This is a genomic window from Dyadobacter jiangsuensis (assembly GCF_003014695.1).
Classification (GTDB): domain Bacteria; phylum Bacteroidota; class Bacteroidia; order Cytophagales; family Spirosomataceae; genus Dyadobacter; species Dyadobacter jiangsuensis.
Genome location: NZ_PYAS01000008.1, coordinates 1 through 18,752, shown reverse-complemented (window position 1 = coordinate 18,752; position 18,752 = coordinate 1). Strand labels below are relative to the sequence as shown.

21 protein-coding genes are annotated in these 18,752 nt (G+C 48.9%); 12 read left to right on the top strand and 9 right to left on the bottom strand.

Going from position 1 to position 18,752, the window contains the following annotated elements; translation table 11 throughout:
- The first annotated feature begins 63 nt into the window (after positions 1–63).
- The 10 genes from CLV60_RS17030 to CLV60_RS16985 all read left to right on the top strand — a co-directional run bounded on the left by CLV60_RS17030 (position 64) and on the right by CLV60_RS16985 (position 9,802).
- Complete coding sequence (locus CLV60_RS17030) at positions 64–870, top strand: HpcH/HpaI aldolase family protein (protein WP_106596588.1); 807 nt, start codon at positions 64–66, stop codon at positions 868–870.
- 29 nt (positions 871–899) lie between these two features.
- On the top strand, positions 900–1,853 hold the full coding sequence (locus CLV60_RS17025; RefSeq protein ID WP_229211010.1) for an aldo/keto reductase: 954 nt from the start codon (positions 900–902) through the stop codon (positions 1,851–1,853).
- Positions 1,854–1,860: 7 nt separating this feature from the next.
- Positions 1,861–2,754 carry a Gfo/Idh/MocA family oxidoreductase gene (locus CLV60_RS17020; RefSeq protein ID WP_106596587.1) on the top strand — a complete coding sequence of 298 codons (894 nt, stop codon included), beginning with the start codon at positions 1,861–1,863 and terminating at the stop codon, positions 2,752–2,754.
- A 53-nt stretch (positions 2,755–2,807) separates the two neighbouring features.
- Positions 2,808–3,587, top strand: a complete 780-nt coding sequence (locus CLV60_RS17015) for an SDR family oxidoreductase (protein WP_106596586.1) — start codon at positions 2,808–2,810, stop codon at positions 3,585–3,587.
- A 111-nt stretch (positions 3,588–3,698) separates the two neighbouring features.
- Entirely contained in the window at positions 3,699–4,082 is a 384-nt protein-coding gene (locus tag CLV60_RS17010; RefSeq protein ID WP_106596585.1) for a Rid family detoxifying hydrolase, read from the top strand.
- Between the two features lie 11 nt (positions 4,083–4,093).
- On the top strand, positions 4,094–5,077 hold the full coding sequence (locus tag CLV60_RS17005) for a 3-hydroxyacyl-CoA dehydrogenase family protein (RefSeq protein ID WP_106596584.1): 984 nt from the start codon (positions 4,094–4,096) through the stop codon (positions 5,075–5,077).
- Positions 5,074–6,372: an aspartate aminotransferase family protein gene (locus CLV60_RS17000; RefSeq protein WP_106596583.1), complete on the top strand. Its 1,299-nt coding sequence runs from the start codon at positions 5,074–5,076 to the stop codon at positions 6,370–6,372. The genes CLV60_RS17005 and CLV60_RS17000 overlap by 4 nt, the downstream gene beginning before the upstream one ends.
- 43 nt (positions 6,373–6,415) lie before the next feature.
- The gene (locus CLV60_RS16995; RefSeq protein WP_229211009.1) at positions 6,416–7,291 is read left to right on the top strand and encodes a 3-hydroxyacyl-CoA dehydrogenase family protein; all 876 of its coding nucleotides are present in this window, start codon (positions 6,416–6,418) and stop codon (positions 7,289–7,291) included.
- 6 nt (positions 7,292–7,297) lie between these two features.
- Entirely contained in the window at positions 7,298–8,395 is a 1,098-nt protein-coding gene (locus CLV60_RS16990) for a dipeptidase (RefSeq protein ID WP_106596582.1), read from the top strand.
- Positions 8,396–8,437: 42 nt separating this feature from the next.
- Positions 8,438–9,802, top strand: coding sequence for a hypothetical protein (locus CLV60_RS16985; RefSeq protein ID WP_229211008.1), 1,365 nt, complete (start codon positions 8,438–8,440; stop codon positions 9,800–9,802).
- Positions 9,803–9,842: 40 nt separating this feature from the next.
- On the opposite strand, the gene CLV60_RS16980 is transcribed toward CLV60_RS16985, so the two are convergent.
- The 3 genes from CLV60_RS16980 to CLV60_RS16970 all read right to left on the bottom strand — a co-directional run bounded on the left by CLV60_RS16980 (position 9,843) and on the right by CLV60_RS16970 (position 12,365).
- Positions 9,843–10,712 (bottom strand): AraC family transcriptional regulator, encoded by an 870-nt coding sequence (locus CLV60_RS16980; protein WP_106596580.1) that lies wholly within the window; start codon positions 10,710–10,712, stop codon positions 9,843–9,845.
- 464 nt (positions 10,713–11,176) lie between these two features.
- Positions 11,177–11,734, bottom strand: a complete 558-nt coding sequence (locus tag CLV60_RS16975) for an antirestriction protein ArdA (protein WP_106596579.1) — start codon at positions 11,732–11,734, stop codon at positions 11,177–11,179.
- 385 nt (positions 11,735–12,119) lie between these two features.
- Positions 12,120–12,365, bottom strand: a complete 246-nt coding sequence (locus tag CLV60_RS16970; protein WP_106596578.1) for a helix-turn-helix domain-containing protein — start codon at positions 12,363–12,365, stop codon at positions 12,120–12,122.
- Positions 12,366–12,533: 168 nt separating this feature from the next.
- Here CLV60_RS16970 and CLV60_RS16965 point away from each other — a divergent pair, with 168 nt between their 5' ends.
- Entirely contained in the window at positions 12,534–13,325 is a 792-nt protein-coding gene (locus CLV60_RS16965; RefSeq protein ID WP_170118799.1) for an RNA polymerase sigma factor, read from the top strand.
- A 3-nt stretch (positions 13,326–13,328) separates the two neighbouring features.
- Positions 13,329–14,420 (top strand): hypothetical protein, encoded by a 1,092-nt coding sequence (locus CLV60_RS16960; RefSeq protein ID WP_106596576.1) that lies wholly within the window; start codon positions 13,329–13,331, stop codon positions 14,418–14,420.
- A gap of 162 nt (positions 14,421–14,582) precedes the next feature.
- On the opposite strand, the gene CLV60_RS16955 is transcribed toward CLV60_RS16960, so the two are convergent.
- The 6 genes from CLV60_RS16955 to CLV60_RS16930 form a co-directional block, all read right to left on the bottom strand.
- Positions 14,583–15,056, bottom strand: a complete 474-nt coding sequence (locus tag CLV60_RS16955) for a hypothetical protein (RefSeq protein ID WP_106596575.1) — start codon at positions 15,054–15,056, stop codon at positions 14,583–14,585.
- 55 nt (positions 15,057–15,111) lie between these two features.
- Complete coding sequence (locus tag CLV60_RS16950; protein ID WP_106596574.1) at positions 15,112–15,957, bottom strand: relaxase/mobilization nuclease domain-containing protein; 846 nt, start codon at positions 15,955–15,957, stop codon at positions 15,112–15,114.
- On the bottom strand, positions 15,954–16,613 hold the full coding sequence (locus tag CLV60_RS16945) for a plasmid mobilization protein (protein ID WP_106596573.1): 660 nt from the start codon (positions 16,611–16,613) through the stop codon (positions 15,954–15,956). Before CLV60_RS16945 ends, CLV60_RS16950 begins: the two co-directional genes overlap by 4 nt.
- Positions 16,614–16,875: 262 nt before the next feature.
- Positions 16,876–17,400, bottom strand: coding sequence for a hypothetical protein (locus CLV60_RS16940; protein WP_106596572.1), 525 nt, complete (start codon positions 17,398–17,400; stop codon positions 16,876–16,878).
- Positions 17,393–18,091 (bottom strand): P-loop NTPase family protein, encoded by a 699-nt coding sequence (locus tag CLV60_RS16935; RefSeq protein WP_106596571.1) that lies wholly within the window; start codon positions 18,089–18,091, stop codon positions 17,393–17,395. Before CLV60_RS16935 ends, CLV60_RS16940 begins: the two co-directional genes overlap by 8 nt.
- Positions 18,088–18,459 (bottom strand): hypothetical protein, encoded by a 372-nt coding sequence (locus CLV60_RS16930; protein WP_106596570.1) that lies wholly within the window; start codon positions 18,457–18,459, stop codon positions 18,088–18,090. Before CLV60_RS16930 ends, CLV60_RS16935 begins: the two co-directional genes overlap by 4 nt.
- Positions 18,460–18,752: the final 293 nt, after the last annotated feature.

Here is an 18,752-nt window from a genome sequence, read left to right as displayed (position 1 = left end):
AATAGGGATGAAAGTAAAAGACCGGCCCTGAGCCGGCAGTTAATTTTGTAAAAAGATAAAACCATGAAAATGCGCGAAAGCAGGGTCCTTAAAAAGCTGAGAGCAGGGGAGATTGTAAGTTGTCTCAAAATCAATCTGTCAGACGCCCGCGTCGCTGAAATTGCCGCTATTTCCGGTTTTGACTGCGTTTGGACAGACCAGGAGCATATCGGTCAGGACTGGTCGATACTGGCATCCAATATCTGGGCTACCAAGGCACACGATACGGATATCCTGGTCAGGGTTCCAAAGGGAAGTTACAGCGATTTTATACGCCCTCTTGAACTGGACGCTACGGGTATCATGGTTCCGCACATTATGAATCTGGCCGAAGCCGAGCTGATCGTCGGTATGACACGCTTTCACCCTACCGGGCGCCGGCCAATCGACGGCGGCAACTCCGACGGGGCTTACACGGCGCTGGATTTCAACGAATACCTGGTGCAGGCGAACCAGCAGCGGTTTGTGATTTTTCAGATCGAAGATCCGGAACCACTGAACGAACTGGAAGAAATAGCGGCCCTGGACGGTTATGATATGCTGTTTTTTGGCCCCGGGGATTTCAGTCAGGGAATAGGTGCCCCCGGTGAATGGAACCACCCCGAGCTGATCGCCGCCCGAAAGCGGGTGGCGGAAGTGGCACGAAGGCACGGAAAGTTTGCCGGAACGGTAGGCGGGCCCGGGAACGCCAACGAGCTGATTGCAATGGGGTACCAGTTTATCAGTATGGGCGCTGATGTGGTCGGTATTAAAAATTATTGCCAGGACCTGGTGAGCGCTTTTACAAAATCCTCGGCTGCGGGATCGAAAAATTCCTATATGAACACCTGACGAAATTATCACTTTAATATTTACAAGAATTGAAGAAAAGACTGCTGGGAAATACCGGGATAGCGGTTTCTGAAATTGCTTTCGGCGGTGTAGAAATTGGCATGCCATACGGCATCGGTGTGGCGGGTAAAGAAGATATGCTTTCTGAAAAGGAAGCTATATTACTGTTGCATGAAGCGCAAGACAGGGGGATCAATTTCTTCGATACTGCCCGGCTTTACGGTGAAAGCGAGTCAATCATGGGGAAAGCTTTCGAAGGCAGGAGGAATGACATTGTCCTCGCTACCAAATGCAGCCATTTTCGAAAAGACGGGAAACTGCCGCCCGACTGGGAGCTCAGGCCGTTTATCGAGCATTCGTTACAGCAGAGCCTGGAAATGCTCAAGACAGACTACCTGGATGTTTTCATGTTGCACCAGGCCGATGTGGAAATTTTGCAAAATGAAACCATTGCGGAAGTTTTTTCGGAACTGAAAGAAAAAGGCATAATCCGGGCCACCGGGGCGTCGACCTATGCTACCGAAGAAACTTCCCTGGCGATCGGCAGTGGGAGATGGGATGTGATCCAGCTGCCTTTCAATCTCATGGACCAGCGGCACGGGTCGTTTTTTCAGAAAGCATCCGAAAATGGGGTCGGCCTGGTCATTCGCTCCGTTTTGATGAAGGGATTGCTGAGCGACAGGGGCAAAAACCTGCATCCCGCCCTGGCCGATGTGGAGCGGCATATCCAAAGCTATCATACCTGGACAGGCGACCGTTTCCCTGATCTGCCTACGCTCGCTACCCGGTTTGCATTGTCATTTGAAGAGGTATCCTCGGTATTGGTAGGGATCGACAAAACAGCTTATCTGGAAAAAGCCCTCGCTACGGCAAATGGCAGCTATATGCACGCAGCAATGCGAAAAGAGGCCGAAAATCTCGTATATCCCGATCCGGAATTCCTAAACCTCCCGCATTGGGACCGGATGGGGTGGTTAAAGTAAATCGAATATGTTGAAACTTGGAATCATTGGCATGAGCCCCGGCAATGCCCATCCCTACTCCTGGTCGGCGATCATCAACGGGCAGTTCGACGGGGAGGAGATCACACGGATCGGCTACCCCGCAGTGGCCGCTTATCTGGAAGCTAACCGCGATACGCTGGGCTTGCCGGCGGCAAAGGTTACGCATGTATGGGCGCAGGAGCGCGAAATCGCTGAAAGCATTTGTAAAGCGGTCGGGGTGACAGTTATTGTAGACGAATTGGCCGAAATGATCGGTGAGGTAGATGCAGTGATCCTGGCGCGCGATGATCCTGAAAACCACAAGGAAATGGCGCGGTCCTTCATTGAGGCAGGCATCCCGATTTTCATTGACAAGCCGCTTGCATACTCTGCCGAAGATCTGGATTGGTTCTCGGCCCAAAGCGCGGCCGGCAGTTTCATTATGTCCTGTTCGTCGATGCGTTACGCAAATGAAGTGCGGGTGGCCAGGCAGGAGCTGAAATCGCTCGGCAAGCTGGAACTGGTCACCGCTGTGGGCAAGAAAGACTGGAAGAAATACGGGATACATTTACTCGAAGCCATTTTTGCTATCCTGGACGATCCCGAAGTGCGCTCGGTCAAAAGCATCGGCGAAGCGGACCGCGAAATCGTACACCTCCGACTTGAAAACGGGCCGGACGTGACGCTTCACCTCTTCAACGAGATATCGGGCACCTTCCAGGTTTCGCTCTTTGGCAGGAATGCCTGGAAACTGATCGATATACGCAACTCATATTCGATGTTCCGCGACAACCTCATTGAATTTATCCGGTCGGTGGAAGAAGGAAAGCCTAGGCTGGACTTCGGCAAAACCGAAAGGATTGTGAGGGTGATTGTGGAGGGTAAGGGAGGAATTGGCTGACAGCCGTTAGTCAAAAGCCGTTAGCCGCCCGCCAATAACTGACAACCAAAAAAATGCATATCAAAGACCTATTTAGCTTAAAGAACAAAGTAATCCTTGTGACCGGAGGGTCGGGGAATTACGGGAAATGTATTGTGGAAGGTTTGGCCGAAGCGGATGCTACGGTAATCACTACTTCCCGTGACATTGTCTCTGCCCGGACTACCGCGGCGATTTTTACGGAACGCGGCCTGGATGTACATCCGATGCAGGCAGACCAGAGCGATCATGAATCGGTATTGACTTTGAAGCAATACGTCCGCGATACCTTCGGCAGGCTGGACGGGTTTGTAAATAATGCGGTTTCCAGGCCAATGAAAGGATATAATGCACCTTTGAGCCAGTTTGAGGAGTCTATGCATACAAACGCGACGGGGATGGTGGATTTATTAAGGGAAATGACAGATCTGATTATTCAGAGCGGTGGCGGAAGCGTGATCAACATTGCTTCGATGATGGGTATGTTCGGCCCGGACCTCTCCAATTATGACGGTACCGAGAATATGGGCGACCTACCACCCGATTATTTCTTCCACAATGCCGGACTTATCAACCTCAACCGGTATATGGCGCAGATGCATGCGGGGAAGAATATCCGTTTCAATTGCATTAGTCCTGGCGGGCTCTTTAACAACCAGCCTGCTGCATTTCTTCATAATTACATCAAAAAGGTGCCGCTGCGCCGCATGGCCAATCAGGATGATATCAAAGGCCTGGTTGTGCTGCTTGCTTCGGATGCAGGTGCTTACATCAATGGCGAGAATATTCTCATGGACGGCGGGTTGAACGCCTAAAACAGCGGATAAAAGATAGTATCAGTAATCCACACAAAAGTAGGAGAACGCAAAAGTGGGTGATATGTACTTTTGTGATGTAGTTGTTTTTTGAAATAATATTTCGTTTTTATGACAAATATAATTCATCCCGATCGTGATCCTGCTTTTGCTACCGGTGCTTATTCTGATGGTATTGTGGTAGATGGATTTCTCTTTGTGAGTGGTCAGGCTGCCGTGGATTTTAAAACCTCTCAATTTGTACTCGGTACGATTGAGGAGGAAACCGCGCGCACGCTGGATAATATCGCAGCGATTATTAGTGCCGCCGGCGCCTCTATGGAAAACGTGGTCAAATGCACGGCTCACCTGGCCGACATACAGGATTTCGACAGGTATAATGCCGTTTATGCCACCTACTTCCCCGGCATTAAGCCTGCGCGTACAACCGTGCAGTCTGTTCTGGCAGAAAACATCAAAGTGGAAATCGATTGCATTGTAAAACTGCCAGCCTGAGCGCCGCAAGTATGGATGAACAATCGAATGTTGCGGCAATACCGGTGGGAGTGGTGGGCCTGGGATTGATGGGTAGCAGCATAGTCGCTGCGCTGCTGATTTCCGGACACCCGGTAAAGGCGATCGCTCCGATTGCTTCCGACGCAGAAAATGTACATGAAAGGATCTATACCCAACTTCATTATTGCCAGGAAGCAGGGCTGACAGATTCGGATGAAGATCTGAAAGCGAGACTCGAAATATCTCAGGATTATGCAGTACTGGCAGACTGCCAGGTTGTAATCGAATGTGTAGTCGAAAAGCTGGCCGTCAAATCGGAGGTTTACAGGAAAATCACCGACGTAGTCAGCGCCGAGTGCATCATCGGCAGTAACACTTCTGCGCTGCCCATTAGCGAGCTGCAACCTTATGTGTCCAATCCGGGCCGCTTTCTGGGTATTCACTGGGCCGAACCAGCGTTTATGACGCGTTTTCTGGAAATCACCTGTGGTAAGCTGACCATGCCAGTTTTCGCCGAGCGCATATTTACATTGGCTCACCAATGGGGCAAGGAACCCACCCTTTTGAAAAAAGATATACGCGGCTTTATTACGAACCGGCTGATGTATGCGGTGTATCGTGAAATATTCTATCAGATGGAAAGCGGGAATGCAACCCGGGAGGATCTTGACAAGGTATTTCGCTACGATGCAGGCTCATGGATGACTTTAATGGGCGTTTTCAGGAGAATGGATTATCTGGGGCTGAAAGATTACGCTGCTGCCCTGGATAATATTTTCCCGCAGCTGAGTAACGCGGCCGGCGTGCCGGAAATGATGCAGGTAATGGTGGCTGAAACAGCCCGGGGCATACACAATGACAGGGGACTGTACCCCTATGGGCCCGGTGAGGGCAAGCAGTGGGACGAGGCATTTACTCGGTTTAATCTTGAAATACATAGCCTGGCTGCCAAGTATTCGGAAGAGCAGGTGAAAGGGCATTTATACAAATTATGAAAACTTACTCAAAATCCGCCGCCTTGCTGGAAAGGGCCAGGAAAGTACTTGCCAGCGGAGTTTCTTCTGAATTCAGAAAATACAACCATCCGCATGCGCTGTTTTATACGCACGGGAAAGGAAGCAGGATCTACGATGTCGACGGGAATGAATACCTTGATTTTACTCTTAGCCAGGGACCGCTGATCCTCGGGCATTCTCACCCGGAGGTTTTGAAGGCGGTCGGAGAATATTCCGAAACGGGGCAATTGTTTGCGGGCCAGCATTTGAAAGAAATAGAATTGGCCGAAAAACTCAATGAACTCATTCCTTCTGCCGAGCTGATGCGTTTTTGTCTGGACGGTTCTGAGGCAGTGCAGACAGCTTTCCGCGTCGCGCGGGCAAAAACCGGGAAAAATAAATTCCTTCGCTTCGAAGGGCATTACCATGGCTGGATGGATAATGTATGCTGGGGTATTTCCGCACCTTCGCCGGAAGCACTGGGCAGCCGTGAAAAGCCGCATGTATTCCCCTGGACGCAGGGCCTGCCCGAGGGGGTAGAAAATGACTTTATCATTTTACCCTGGAACGACCTCGAGCTGGTACGTAAAATCGTGGCTGAGCGGGCTGCCGAAATCGCGGCGATCATCACAGAGCCGATTATGTGTAATAATGGATGTATTGAGCCTATCCCGGGTTTCCTGCAGGGGTTGAGGGATATTTGCACAGAAAACAATATTGCGCTCATATTCGACGAAGTGATCACTGGCTTCCGGATATCCCTGGGAGGCGCACAAACGTACTTCGGTGTGACTCCCGATCTGTCGATTTTCGCCAAGGCCATCGCCAGTGGTTATGCGATCAGCGCAATTGTTGGTAAATACGAATGGATGCAACTGATTGAGCAGGCGAAAGTGATACATGCCGGCACGATGAATGCCAATAACCCGACCGTAGCCGCGGCGCTGGCTACCATAGAGGTTTTGGAAAATGAACAGCCGCACGAGAATATGATCCGGCTGGGCCGCAAACTCATGGAAGGGCTGAGGTCCGCCGCCGCCGCAACTGGTCACGCCATGCTGGTGGAAGGCCCTGGGCCGATGTTTGCGATCAGTTTCACAAGCCTGAAAAAAACTGCCGATTATCGCGACACGCTCATGGCAGATAAGGCCAAACTGGGCAGATTCATCGCAGGTATGCACGACGAGGGCATCCGGGTGATCGGTCGGGGCTTGTGGTACATCAGTGCGGTGCACAAGGATGAAGATATTGATCGGGCTGTCGCTACCGCGGAGAAAGTTCTCAAAAATATTTGACAAGAAGTATTAAGCTGGAAAAATGACAAAAGGGGGACAACAATTGGAACCTGTATTGCTGGTAGGTGATCATATGCTCGCGAGCGGCATCGCAACTTGCCTGCAACAATCGGGGCTTGTTTTTACAGCGGAGAGAGACATTTCTGAGCTGACCTGGCATCAGGCAGGAGAACCGTTTGCACTTGCAATATTAGTCACGGAAGAAGACCTGGCTGTTAAAAAGCAGCAACTGAGGGTATTGGAAGACAAGCTGGGCGGAAATACGATCATTGCAATCAATACGGAAACTATCGGGCTGGACCTGTTGCAGGAAAACGCGGCATTTCCCAGGCGGATCATCGGGCTGAACTGGGTGGAGCCGGCGGATACTACCTTTTTTCTTGAAATTATCACGAATCAGGTAACCGATGAAGGTATAGCCGGGCAAATTAGCCAGACCGCTGAGAAGTGGTGGAATAAGGATCCGTATATTATCAAAGGGAACGCCGGTGTTCGTATGCGACTGATGGGCGCGCTGATCCGGGAGGCTTTTTATCTGGTTGAAAATGGTTTCGCCACAGTAGAAGATATCGACCGCGCATGCCGGAATGATGCCGGATATTATCTGCCGTTTGCGGGGAATTTGCGTTACATGGACCTGATGGGGACTTATGCTTATGGAATGGTTATGAAAGACCTCAATCCGGAGCTTTCCAACTGCACGCGAATCCCCGACTTTTTCAGGCAAATGTTGTCGGAACGGAAATCCGGAATGAGCAGTGGAGCAGGTTTTTACGCGTATGCGGCCGGAGAAATGGAAAAATGGCAGGAATTGCATCGGAAATTCAGCGTTCAGGTAAGGGAACTGATTGAGAAATATCCTTTTAATTACAGCACGGAAGAGGTAGCGGAAGTTCGTAACGGATTTAATTTTCGGTAAAAAACGATGAGCAGACTGATTTTCGACGGCCACCTGGATTTGTCTATGAATGCCATTGAATGGAACCGGGACTTGACCCGGCCACTGGCTGAAATACGGCAGCGCGAGATGCACATGTCGGACAAAAATGACCGCGGCAAAGGGACCGTTTGTTTACCGGAGCTTAGAAAGGGCAATATTGGTCTGGTAGTAGCAACCCAGTTGGCGCGTTACACCCCGCAGGGAAGTGCGCTGGCAGGCTGGAATTCGCCTCAGCAAGCCTGGGCGATGACGCAGGCGCAGCTGGCCTGGTACCGGGAAATGGAGGCGCTTGGCGAAATGGTCCAGATCAGGAACCTGACGGGATTAAATGCACACCTGGCGCTTTGGAATGATCAGTCAACGGCGGCGGAATTGAAGCCTGTCGGCTATATTTTAAGTCTCGAAGGGGCCGATTCCCTGGTAGATATTTCTTATTTGCAGAGAGCTTATGACGACGGCCTGCGGGCAGTTGGCCTGTCGCATTTCGGCCCCGGGAGGTATGCTCCGGGGACAAAGATGCAGGGGCCGGTGACGCCGGCGGGGTTTGAGTTAATGCGTGAAATGTCCCGGCTGAATATGATCCTGGATACCACGCATCTGACAGACGAAGGCTTCGAGCAGGCACTGGATTGTTACGACGGACCTATCTGGTCGAGCCACCATAACGTCCGCAAAATTGTGCCCAACCAGCGGCAACTTGCCGACCATCAGATTAAAAGGTTGATCGAGCGGGGCGCTGTGATTGGCGGTATGCTCGATTGCTGGGCCATGGACATCCGTTTTATCGATATGGTTTCCGACCCCTGGCAACTGGATATCCGGCTGGAACATCTGGTTGATCACTGGGATCACATCTGCCAGCTGGCGGGAAATAGTCATCATATTGCCATAGGGAGCGATCTCGACGGCATTTTCGGCACAGAGCAATCACCCTGGGACCTTAATTCGATTGCAGACTTACAGAAGTACGAATCCATTCTCGAAAGAAGAGGCTACTCGGAGACAGATATCGACAACATCTTCAGCGGAAACTGGCTCAGATTCTTGAGGGAGGCGTGGAAGGATGATCGAATGATTGAATGAGAGAATGAGTGAATGAACGAGACGCCCAATCCAATCAAACCCATGCTACAATCCGGAGCTGCACAAGTTAAAACTACCCCTCCGCTGGGGACCCGCATTAATGGGGATTTTATCACGCATTATGCGACTTACATTCATGATGATCTGTATTCCAAAGCGCTCGTCCTGAAATGTGACGATACCGTCGTTGCTTTGGTGGTGGTGGATATTTGCGTAATGCCGAGAGAGTTTCTCAATCCTGTTAAAGCGGATATAGCCCGGATAACAGGCATTCCGGCTTCCCACATCCTGATTTCGAGTACGCACACGCACGCGGCGGGTTCGGTAGCGGATGTGCATCTCGGCAGCGTTGACCCAGCTTATGCGCAGAAATTGCCGGGGCTGATTGTCGAATCCGTCCGGTTGGCTATCCAAAATCTCCGCCCTGCACAGCTGGCATTCGGAAGTGTACAGGCTCCGGAGCATTTGCTTTGCCGCAGATACGAAATGCAGACAGATTACCGCCCGTTCAACCCGGTTTCGGGCGGGGATGATCTGATTAAGACCAATCCATTTGGCGCAGAGAGCAGCATTTTCAGAAGTATTGCACCTACCGATCCGGAGCTGGGTTACCTGGCAGTGCGGGGTACGGACGGTCGTTGGATTGGCTTACTGGCAAATTATTCGCTGCATTATGTGGGCGATTGGGAAAATGGGACGATTTCAGCAGACTATTTTGGGGTATTTGCCAGGACACTCGGCGACAAACTCCGGGCAGGGCCGGAGTTTGTCGGAATGATGAGCAACGGTACCAGCGGAGATGTTAATATCTGGGATTTTATGTACCCCGAGCGGTATCCCAAGGCGCATTTTGCAAAAAGCGAATTGATAGGTTCTGATCTGGCGAGCCGGGTTTTTCAGAGTGTGGATACATTGGAATGGAAATCGGATGTATTGCTGGATGCGACTTTGGAGAATGTGTCTATTCCCGTTGCCAAACCCAGTTCCCGCGAACTTGAAACAGCAGCCGGGCTCCTGGCCGGCGCGCGTTTTGAAACCATTGAACCGGATCAGGAAGGGTTGAAGCAGATATATGCGAGAGAGCAGATATTGCTCAATGAAATGCCCGACCGGCGCGAATGTCCTGTGCAGGTGATCAGGATAGGCGATGGAATGATAGGTGGACTGGCAGGAGAGTTTTTTTCGGAAACGGGACTGTACCTCAAAGAAAATTCCGTGGCAGCGCATTATTTCACGATCAGCATGGCCAATGGGAACGTAGGTTATGTGCCTCCGGCGGAGGAAATCGTCAAGGGAGGATACGAAACCTGGCGCTGCCGTTACAGCTGCCTTATGCCGGGAGCGGAAGATACGATTCGTGAAAAGCTGCTGGTATTGGCGAAAAGCCTCGCCGATGCCCGCCGCTAATACTATATTTCAGTAGTACTACCAGCGAAACCACACGACTTTATCGGATTGCCAGCGTTTTGCGGTAATCGCTCGGCGTCATGCATTTCAGTTTTTTGAATTGCCGGTTGAAATTCGCCAGGTTATTAAAGCCGCATTCATAAGCTACTTCCACCACGTTCCGGTCATTTTGTGACAGTAATTTGCAGGCGTGACCAATCCGGACCGTAGTAAGGTATTCTACAAACGTAACCCGGAACTGTTCCTTAAAAAAATTACAAAATGCAGTGACGCCCATGCTACTTACGGCGGCGATTTCACTGAGACTAATATCCTTGTCAAAGTTTTGCATGATATAGCCGGTGATTTTTTTGAAGCGGTCGGAGGAATCGTAATGGAAGTTTTGAACGAAGCGCGGGCTAGCCAAAAGATCATATTCCGACGTGGTCGACATGATATCGAATATCAGGAAAAGGTTGGACAGTCGCTGTAACCCACTCATTGGGGGCATTTCACGGATCAGTTTGTTGATCCGGGTACGCGTATCACCGCGTAATGCAAGGCCGCGGTCGGCCAGGGCGAGGACTTTTCTCAAATTATCGATTTCCGGAATATTCATAAAATCTTCCCCCAGAAAATCGTCGGTAAAGTGGATCACCAGCGCATCGGCTTGCTCTTTCGCTTTTCGTTCCAGGTAAACAGGATCATTCACCCATACGTGTGGCAGCAGCGAACCCATGAAAACGAGGTCATCCTCTTCAAAATAGCCGATATGGTCACCAACCATCCTTTTACCTGTACTCTTATTGACCAATACAAATTCAAAATGCGCGTGGTAGTGCCAGGGCGCAGGAAAGAAATCGCCTTTTTCGCGGAACACGATGAAGGATTTATCGACATCCTGAGGCAGGTGGAATTCAACAGCTTTCATAGTCCAGGGTTTTAGTGCCTATGTAAACTAATACAAAATTTCAATCAGCGCCAGTTTGTGAAAGATAGTATCAGAAATAACGATAAAAATAGCAGGTGAGCTGGTTCTGGCGGTGGTTTGGAATCTACGGGGCGGATTCTTCCAGGTAATTAGTGTGATTATTTAAGCTGTGCGCAGCAAACACCCGCTGATGATCTCGGGACTACTCAGCGGGGATATATTCTCAACACTCATGCGGATTCAATCGGTATCCCGATATTGCGAAGATCTGTTTTCCCACAAAACAATCTGTCAGAGGACGATCACGCCCTTGGGGCTCATGCCATTATGTGATGTCATACTTCAAAGCTGGTTTTTTGTTCGCGATTTGCAAACAGAAAACAACTAATTGCCCATTTACCGTAATGTAAGTCTAATAATCGATGGAATAACAGTCAGTGACGGTTATTCCATCGAAAAAACTATTAGTAGTCTACGAAAACATGACCTTCATATTCACTGTACCCTTCTAAAAACAGGTCTTTCGCGAAAGCTTCGTAGTCAAAATATTTTTCGAGCGCGGATGGTACGCCTGAGAGTAGTCCCGTCTCTTCGATGTATTGGTAGGTGTATTCAAGTGTAGCATCTTTCCCTGAACCGCCGAAGAATCCTCGGTAGCTTTCCCGGAATCCATCAAGTTGGTCATCTAATTCGTACCCGTTGGATGGCCAATAGTTAATCTGTTTGCAGTAAATCTCGAATGCTTCGGCAGTCTCATGATCCATTTCACCGATGGCCTCGAAATATGTAAATGCCTCTTTATGTAGGCTGCATTCTGATATCAAAAAATCCGGGATGTTCTCCCAGTCCTGGAGCATCAGCTCCGGGTCCAGTTCATTTCGATGAAATTCGTAGCAGTCTTGCAGGAATTCTTTGAAGTCAGCGAAGTCCGTCAGGTCAAACCACTTACCAAACAGTGACCCATTGTTGTACTGGCTGTAGGTTCCCACATAGATTTTAGGAGTACTTTCAAGATTTCTCATGATTGAAAGGCATTTAAGTTGCTTTGGCCCCGGCTCTGTGCTCAGGGCAATCGCTGCCTATCGATCAAAGAAAAAATGACGGGGCTTGTCCCTTGGTTGCAAGCCTATCCAGCGGTTTAGGGTGCGGCTGGCTGCCGAGCGATCAGCTAAAAAGCCGGATAGCGGAGTGCAGGCTTGCAACCGTTATTTTTTGCTTTGTAACTTTCGTTTGCACTGATCATGATCTGGCTGATGTCCTTCGAGTGGACAGCGACTTAGCCCCGTCTCCAGCTTTGACCATATGTAAGCTATATGTTTGTAGCAGTCCCAATCCCAATATGGATTTGTATAAGAGCGACTGAAAGTGCCAAGTCGATTTGCAATTTATGACCCGAACACAATCCGATTATTGTAACGTCTTTTCAGGTAAGAAGTCCCTGGGAGAGAGATTGAAATGCTGGGCCAACTTATCAATGTGTTTGAGATTGTATTTAGCCCGATGATTGGTGCTTTCCGCATTACTGATGAATGCTTTTGTGGTTCCAAGGATGGTGGCGATGTCCTCTTGAAGTAAATTGTTACTCACACGTAGTTCCCTTACGTAATCGATTACATACTGTTCGATTCTGCCGATGTTTTCTTGGTCCTTCATGCTTGGGACGAAGTACGGGAAGCCTAAAAATTTTCAGTACACACATGTGTGTCTTTTGGTAACTTTCGATATATTTGTTTTAACAATCGTTCGCATAACGTGTGCAGACGAATGATTGTCGGCACTCATAGAGTTGCTATTTTCTTTTGTCAAGTTATCGTAAATGCTATGCCACTTCATGATCTCTCCAGGACCTCCGCACGCAACGAACAGTACCTGCTGCTTTTCCGCAGCGGCGATGAGCGTGCGCTCAGTTATTTTTATAAGCGGACTTACGATAGCCTACTTTATCTTGGTAGGGGGCTGGTCAACGACGAGTTCCTGGTGAGCTGCATCCTGCACGAATGTTACCTGAAAGTCTGGGCACATCGAGATAAGATTGAAAGCCTGCCTCACGCATACCGGTTTATCCGTCTCAACCTCCGTTGGCAACTCTTGAAACAGGTCCAAAAGCCGTCCTACCAGGTATACCGGAAAATGACTGAAATAGACCATCTCGAACCTTCCCTGGGCGAAAAGCCAGATCTGGATAGTTACTTCGAGGACGGCACCGAAGGGAAAAGGTGGAATGAAATCTCGAAAGCAATCTCATTTCTACCCAAACAGCGCCAGTTAATAGCCAGCCTTCATTTCAGGGACGGACACAGCGCGCGCGAGGTTGCGAAAAGAATAGGAGCCAGTACGCTGCATGTGACCAGCGAAATCCAAAAAGCCGTGGAGGAGCTAAAAAAAATGGTAGCGCCCCGTGCGACTGTGCCGATAAGGCAAGCAAAGCAGCCGTTCCCTTACGATCATATTCTGAGTAGTGAGCAGGCTGAGGTGTTCGAGCTCAGGCAAGATCAGAAGAAGTCTTTTGCTGACATCGCCTCCATGCTAGGCTACCCGCAAACCCAGGTTCAGCAGCATTACATCAAAGCATATCAGCTTATCAAAAATCATTGGAAGCAAAATGGGCATTAGGTTATGGAAAAGCTTTTCACCACGCGGAAGATCCGGCTTTTGATCGATTCGGACGACATCGATCAGAAGAACAAGATTATCGATACCCTCTACCAATGGCGCTACATCTGCTTCAAAGCCGCTAACCAAATCTTTACTCATCATTACGTACAGAAGCAGCTCAGAGAAATGCTCTACCTGACCGAAGGTGTAAGAGCCAGGCTTTCTGACATCAAGAAGGACGAGCATGGGATACTGTCGACATCGAGAATGAACACCAGCTATCAGGTGCTCGCTCAAAATTATAAGGGCAGTATCCCAATGCACGTCATGAGCGCCTTGAATGGAAATTTGGTTGCCAGTTTCAACAAGATGAGCAAAGCGTTAGCTAGCGGCGAAAGCGCAATGCCCAATTTCCGAAAGGAAATCCCGATCCCGTTTAAAGGAACCGATGTCAAGAAGCTAAGAAGCAGCAAGGAAGGGGCAGTGTTTCACTTTTCGTTATTCGATTTTCCGTTCAGGACATACCTGGGAAAAACAGGCCATGACAAGCGGGAAATGCTTCAAAGGTTACTGGCCAGTCAGGTCAAGCTTTGCACCAGCTCGCTGGTGCTTGACAAAGGAAAGATTTTTATGCTCGCTGTTTTTCACACAGAACGGCAAGGGCAACAGCTTGATCAGGATATCATTGCAGAGGCGAGTTTATCGCTGGATTACCCGATCATCGTTTCGGTAGGCAACAAACGTTATACAATCGGAAGCAAAGACGAGTATCTCTATAAAAGACTTGCGATCCAAGCTGCCATCCGGCGGAAGAGAAAGGCAATGGCCTTTATGAATCAAACCAGCCGAAGGCAGCTCAGGAAAACGAGCATCGATCAGTTGATACAATCCGAGAAGCGGTATGTGTCGCACAAGCAGCACGTATACAGTAAGAGGTTAATTGATATATGCCTTAAAAATAAAGCAGCGACTCTGCTGCTCGTAGATCAGACAGAGAAGGAGCAGCTAGCAAAAGACGACCCGTTCCTTTTCCGGAACTGGGGATATTACGGTCTCAAACAAAAGATCGAGCGAAAAGCCGAGAAGGTTGGGATTGCTGTACTGGTAGAATGAATTTTCACAGAGGCTGCTTGTGCAGCCGCAGGATGAAACCATCGGTGGTTTCATCAAGTGCCCAGGGGCACATACAACTGGGTTAGCTTAATTATCAGTAAGCAAACGTGGCCCGAATCAAGCAGGTAACCGGGACCGGTTACCTGCATTTTACAATTATATTTATTCTGCTTCAACCGCAGCCTTAGGCTTTCTGCCACGGGGCTTTCCGGTATACTTAGGCTTTGGCGCTTCGGTTTCGATGGCCAGCTCGAAGCCTTTGGTATTTTGATCAAAATCAAAGGTAGAAATCTTAAAGATCAGCTTTTCGCTTTCGAAGTTGACGTTACCTTTTTTCAGAATAATCGCCAATGGAATTACGTGGCCTCTGCCACTTTTCTCAAAGGAAAAAGTTTGATCCGAACCCACTGCCGGAACAAGATATACGGATTTTATTTTTCGCTTGCCTTGCTGGGTTCCAATTTTGAAATGGGTAGATTCAGGATCAATTCCCAGGTCGCGTAACGCGGACGCAGGGAAAACGAGCTTGCCGGAATTAGAAATGTAACCTGTCGGAAGTGGTGCGGCCTTTTCGACCACTTTGGATTTGGGGACGTTTTCCTCTGGGGAAAAGAATTTAATTGCTTTCAGTTTCATGAGTGAACGGGGTTGTTTTGGGCTAAAATAGATTATTCTTTGCGAAAACTTGCCATTACAAGCTCAAACCACGTTTTTTCTGTTTTTGAAGGTCCTGCCTTAGCTCTTTTTTGAGGCCGATTTCCAAATTTTGAGCCAATCGCTTTTCAAGAGAAGAAAGCGAATAATCACGGCCCAAATCAGAACCCTTGATCTTAATTTTCTTCTGCATATTAAAGAATGCAATGCCGCGTCCGATGTAAGATTTATATCCCGCATTTACGAGTTCCTTTTCAAGCTCATCGATAGATTTTACGCTATCTAACAGCTTGTCAATCGTCTGTCTAAGCTTCAAATGTGCGTGGTCGGTTACCGATAGTTCCTGTGTCCTTCGCTGGTTAATGCGCATATCAGGTGCTTGGACTAATCCTAGTTTATGCTCCATTTTGCGAGAGAAAGTTCCGATCCGTGCGTAGTTCTTAAAGTGATCGGCTGTATTTTTTCCATTGTGGTTAAGCCGGTTTGCGACGATGTGAAAGTGCAGATTACGGGTGTCCTCATGCTTGAAGACGAGCATTTGGTTCTGTTCAAACCCAAACTCCCTGGCAAACTCAGTAGTGATGCTGGTGATGGTCTCGTTACCGGGTCTTTCGCCCGGCGCGAAGCTAAACGATTGATGCCAGATGTATTTAGACAGCTGCTTATTCCGCGAGTGGTTACCCTCAAATTGTTTGATCAGATATTCCAGGTCCAGCTTTCCATCTGGCTGTATTTTAATTCCCAGGTTCTGTATGTAGACCAGTTCTCCACGGACTTCTTTGATATCCAGCTTTCTTTGCATTTTCGCTGAAACCTTTTTGTCATAGTAGCAGTACTCGATAAGCCTTTTGGCGCTACTGCCCAAACTTGCTTTCCCAATCATACCTTGATCTTTTTAAGTAACGTGGTAAGTGAACTTTCAATCTCGTGATGGACAGCGCTGGCGTCAGCCTTCACTACTTTCCAGGCCGGATCCAGTTCTGATAGTGGGGCCTGATAGTAGGCTTCATATTTATCGAGCAGGTCACTTGCAAGCCGGGTGTTCAACCGGCACTCTTCAATAAGCTGCTGCTTGCTTTCAAGCTCATCAGGAAACAGCGACAAAAAGCCTGTCAACCCATTTAACCATGAGCACAGGCTATCAAGCGTCTGCTTTATGCGACGGATCTCAAAGGATTCAAATACCCATAAGGTGATAAGGTCAGCAAGTAAGCGGACACGCTGACTACTCTGTTGCCATTGAGCGGAAAGCATCTGTTGATCTTTGGTCTTGAGAACCGCCAGCGACAGGATACCTGAGAGCTGTTCCAGTATTCGGACTGTGTCTGCAGTCGCCTTTGGGAGCGATCTTTTCTGTGGTTTTTTAAAAGGGACGTCCAGCGCCAATGTCAAGAAATACTGACTGGCGGAAAGCCCGCTTTTTTCGATCATTTGAATGATCTGGGTTTTCTGATCAGCGCTCACCCAGACTGAAAAGTGTTCCCTTTTAGCAGTGCCTTTGTCTTTGGGCGGTCTGCCTTTCGTTTTCTGATTTTGCATATGTCTTTTGGGATTAACTATGAGCCGGAGGCGAATAGCAGGGGTCCAGGGGTTTCTCCTGGCCAGCTCCGCCGGGGAGTCGCATTTTGCGACGTACCGGCGATAGCTGGCTAGGGAGAAAACTACAGCCCATGTTCGAAACTGTTCGAAAGCGTTCGCTTCCGTTCTAAAAAATTCGGATTTGTTTGAAAGTGTTTGAATTCGTTCGAAAGCGTTTGAAGTTGTTCGCTTTTGTTCGAAATCGTTTGAAAAACAAGCTGTCCTATTCGGCCCCGAGCGGCACCAGCACCCGTTTGCCCTGGGAGTCATAGATGTAGTGTTTGCCGATCTGAGGCTGACCTTTTTTAGGTAAAGGCGTCAGTTGCAGGTACTGCATCCTATTGTACTCAACAATCTTTCCCTGCTCCATGATCTGCCTGTAAGCGGGAGCATTTTCGTACTCATCCAAAATCCGTTGCCGCTCTACATACTGCTGCCCATTGCGTATCAGTACATAGAATAAAACAGATATGACAATCCCTGCAATGGAGTAAGGAGCACTTACTCCTAAGCCGTAAAATAGCGCCTGGTTACGGTCTTGAAACTGCAAGAACCGTTTCCTGCCTTTCAGCTCCAATGCAGCCCGGTCGATGGCTGCAATGGATTTGCCGACCCTGATTTCCAGGTTTTGAAAATGCTCCTGGGTTTCAGTCAGAAACAGGGCTGACCAGTCATCGATATCGTGGCCGTACTTGGCCGCATACTTACCCCTGGTCTGGGTAAGACGGTTGGGCTCCGGGCTATTCATCGCTGAAATTTTCTTTGAGCTCCTTTTTCAGCCTGAGCCTTGCGCCTGGTGGGTAGTCTTTCAGCGCATAGCCGTTACGGATGCCGTCAAGGATCTGTCCGCCCAAAAGTGAAGCTGGCTCGAAATCTCCGAAGCGTCTGAGGTCAAGTCCGAGTGCGGTGCAGTTGTCCTCGAGCTCTTTGGACAAGCCTGGAAACTGGTTAAAACCAAACAGGTTTTGCCAGATCACGATCTCAAATTTTGATCTTAATGCTGCCCGCATCTTTTCCAAAAACTGTATACTGGCCAGATACGCTCCACCACCGCCGATGATGATATGGAATATGGCTTCAATGCCAAGCTCGTCACACCATTCCTTCAAATCGATATCCCGAGTGATCAGAGCAGGCAGTTGCTCACTTTCCGGAGCCCCGAAATCCATATACACTTTCTCGAAGGGGCTATCTACCAGGCTTTCCACGTAGCCTATGAAGAGGTCCCGCATTAGCCTTTCGCGGTTGTCCAGCAGAGAGAAAGCTTCAAACCGGTCTTGTCCTAGAAAGGCGAGTTGCCTGGACGAGGTTTTTGTAGAGCTGTCAAGGTCAACAAAGAGAGAAGAGCTGCCCGCTTCGGAAAGCGCCCTCAGATAGGTGTGCAGGCTTTTGCCCACGCCGCCTTTGGCCTGCACGATGAAGTGAAATTGCTTTTTCATTGTTTGGCTGAATGTTTTGATTTGAACTTAAATTGGTCTTCTAGCTTGATTTCACCCGGATCGGTTACCTTGAATGCGCTCGATTGAAAATTCTCAGCATCTTGGGATTGATCCGGCTTACGTATTGTCTTTTCCACAGTTCTGGGAATTCGCCTAGTTTTTTTGTCCTTGAAGTAGAACCGGCAGTAGCGCACATCTTCTGCTGTGATAAGCCCTGGTCTGCCTAATTTGATATTAATCATATCTGCAATCCTGGCACGTGTCAGGCTGGCAAAAAGATCCTCTCGGAAAAGCTCAAACAGGGCCTCTCTACGTTTTCGGTCTCTCTGTTCGAAGAGCTCGATTAACAGCTTCTCATCGATCATCATCCGAAGAAACCGTAGTTGCGGTCAACACTATACGACTCCCTTGTTGCGGGTGAAAAGAAGGATGATAGTCCAGGTAGCCGTAGCTGACCAGCTCCCGTAAACATTTGTGATAAGTCGCCCCGGATTTAATCCTGGAAAAACCCATCAACTTCCGGCGACTGGCATAAAACGGAAGTTGTCTGATCCCTTTGCCGTAGTTGGAAAATTCGGTGAAATTGACCACCCCGTTTCAGTTTAAACTGACCACCTGTTCCGGGCGAAATTGACCACCCCGTTTCGGAGCAAATTGACCA

Coding starts and splice junctions, on each gene's coding strand:
- CLV60_RS16970 (WP_106596578.1), bottom strand. CDS start 12,365: ATGAAGGACCAAGAAAACATCGGCAGAATCGAACAGTATGTAATCGAT.
- CLV60_RS16940 (WP_106596572.1), bottom strand. CDS start 17,400: ATGAATAGCCCGGAGCCCAACCGTCTTACCCAGACCAGGGGTAAGTAT.
- CLV60_RS17005 (WP_106596584.1), top strand. CDS start 4,094: ATGGATGAACAATCGAATGTTGCGGCAATACCGGTGGGAGTGGTGGGC.
- CLV60_RS16955 (WP_106596575.1), bottom strand. CDS start 15,056: ATGAAACTGAAAGCAATTAAATTCTTTTCCCCAGAGGAAAACGTCCCC.
- CLV60_RS17010 (WP_106596585.1), top strand. CDS start 3,699: ATGACAAATATAATTCATCCCGATCGTGATCCTGCTTTTGCTACCGGT.
- CLV60_RS16935 (WP_106596571.1), bottom strand. CDS start 18,091: ATGAAAAAGCAATTTCACTTCATCGTGCAGGCCAAAGGCGGCGTGGGC.
- CLV60_RS16930 (WP_106596570.1), bottom strand. CDS start 18,459: ATGATGATCGATGAGAAGCTGTTAATCGAGCTCTTCGAACAGAGAGAC.
- CLV60_RS16960 (WP_106596576.1), top strand. CDS start 13,329: ATGGAAAAGCTTTTCACCACGCGGAAGATCCGGCTTTTGATCGATTCG.
- CLV60_RS16950 (WP_106596574.1), bottom strand. CDS start 15,957: ATGATTGGGAAAGCAAGTTTGGGCAGTAGCGCCAAAAGGCTTATCGAG.
- CLV60_RS17020 (WP_106596587.1), top strand. CDS start 1,861: ATGTTGAAACTTGGAATCATTGGCATGAGCCCCGGCAATGCCCATCCC.
- CLV60_RS16975 (WP_106596579.1), bottom strand. CDS start 11,734: ATGAGAAATCTTGAAAGTACTCCTAAAATCTATGTGGGAACCTACAGC.
- CLV60_RS16965 (WP_170118799.1), top strand. CDS start 12,534: ATGCCACTTCATGATCTCTCCAGGACCTCCGCACGCAACGAACAGTAC.
- CLV60_RS16990 (WP_106596582.1), top strand. CDS start 7,298: ATGAGCAGACTGATTTTCGACGGCCACCTGGATTTGTCTATGAATGCC.
- CLV60_RS17000 (WP_106596583.1), top strand. CDS start 5,074: ATGAAAACTTACTCAAAATCCGCCGCCTTGCTGGAAAGGGCCAGGAAA.
- CLV60_RS16985 (WP_229211008.1), top strand. CDS start 8,438: ATGCTACAATCCGGAGCTGCACAAGTTAAAACTACCCCTCCGCTGGGG.
- CLV60_RS16945 (WP_106596573.1), bottom strand. CDS start 16,613: ATGCAAAATCAGAAAACGAAAGGCAGACCGCCCAAAGACAAAGGCACT.
- CLV60_RS16980 (WP_106596580.1), bottom strand. CDS start 10,712: ATGAAAGCTGTTGAATTCCACCTGCCTCAGGATGTCGATAAATCCTTC.
- CLV60_RS17030 (WP_106596588.1), top strand. CDS start 64: ATGAAAATGCGCGAAAGCAGGGTCCTTAAAAAGCTGAGAGCAGGGGAG.
- CLV60_RS17015 (WP_106596586.1), top strand. CDS start 2,808: ATGCATATCAAAGACCTATTTAGCTTAAAGAACAAAGTAATCCTTGTG.